Origin of the sequence: Nitratireductor aquibiodomus NL21 = JCM 21793 (genome assembly GCF_000615975.1) — a bacterium.
Taxonomy (GTDB): domain Bacteria; phylum Pseudomonadota; class Alphaproteobacteria; order Rhizobiales; family Rhizobiaceae; genus Nitratireductor; species Nitratireductor aquibiodomus.
This window is the reverse complement of sequence record NZ_BAMP01000186.1, coordinates 1-1,129: the sequence shown is the minus strand read 5'-3', so window position 1 is coordinate 1,129 and position 1,129 is coordinate 1. Positions and strand designations below refer to the sequence as shown.

The window sequence follows — 1,129 nt, the reverse complement described above, 5'->3', positions numbered from 1 at the left end:
CTCGACCGCGACGGCGCGCTGCTGCGGGCCTATGCGGCGTCCGACGGGCGCTGGCGTCTGCCGGCGGATATCGACACGCTCGATCCGCAGTTTCTCAAGATGCTGGTCGCCTATGAGGATAAGCGCTTCTGGTCGCATCCGGGCGTCGACATGCGCGCGCTTGGCCGCGCCGCATTGCAGCTCTTGTGGAACGGGCGCATCGTCTCGGGCGGTTCAACCCTGTCGATGCAGCTTGCACGCCTTACCGAGCCGCGCGAGGCGCGCAGCTTCAGCGCCAAGTTCCGGCAGATCGCGCGGGCGCTTCAGATCGAACGCAGGCTTTCCAAGCGGGAAATACTGGAGCGCTATCTGACGCTCGCGCCCTATGGCGGCAATCTTGAAGGGGTGCGCGCGGCAAGCCTCGCCTGGTTCGGCAAGGGGCCGCACAAGCTGGGGCTGGAGGAGGCCGCTCTTCTGGTCGCCCTGCCGCAATCGCCGGAGGCGCGCCGGCCCGACCGGCACCCCAAGATCGCAAAAGCCGCGCGCGATCGTGTGTTGGCACGCATGGCTGGCGCGGGGGTGATCGTCGAGAGCGAGGTGGCGCGAGCGTCTGAGGCGAAGCTTGCCGGACGGCGCCTTCCCATGCCCGCCTATGCAGCACACCTGGCCGATGCGGTGGTGCGGAAGGAGCCTGAAAAGCGTGTGCATCGCCTGACCATAAGCCGCTCCGCGCAGGCGGGTCTTGAGGAAGTTGCCGCCAAGGCTGCGCGTAGGCTCGGTCCACGCGTTTCCGTGGCGATGATGCTTGCGGATGCGCAGACCGGAGCGGTGCTCGCGCGAGTGGGATCGGCGGGCTATTTCAATGCCGCGCGCGCCGGCTGGATCGACATGAGCGTGGCGGAGCGTTCGCCGGGCTCCACGCTCAAACCCTTCATCTATGGCCTTGCCTTCGAGGAAGGGCTGGTGATGCAGGAAACCATGATCGAGGACAGGCCCGGCAATTTCTCGGGCTATCGCCCGCGCAATTTCGACATGGCCTATCAGGGTGATGTTTCGGTGCGAACGGCCTTGCAGATGTCGCTCAACGTGCCGGCGATCCGGCTGCTCGACGCGGTGGGGCCGGTGCGGCTGGTGGCGCGCATGCGACGGG

1 protein-coding gene is annotated in these 1,129 nt (G+C 67.1%); it reads left to right on the top strand.

What is annotated here, in order from left to right; genetic code table 11:
* Window positions 1–1,129 (top strand): transglycosylase domain-containing protein (locus tag JCM21793_RS23085; protein WP_025031873.1); only part of this gene is annotated, 1,129 nt, incomplete at both ends.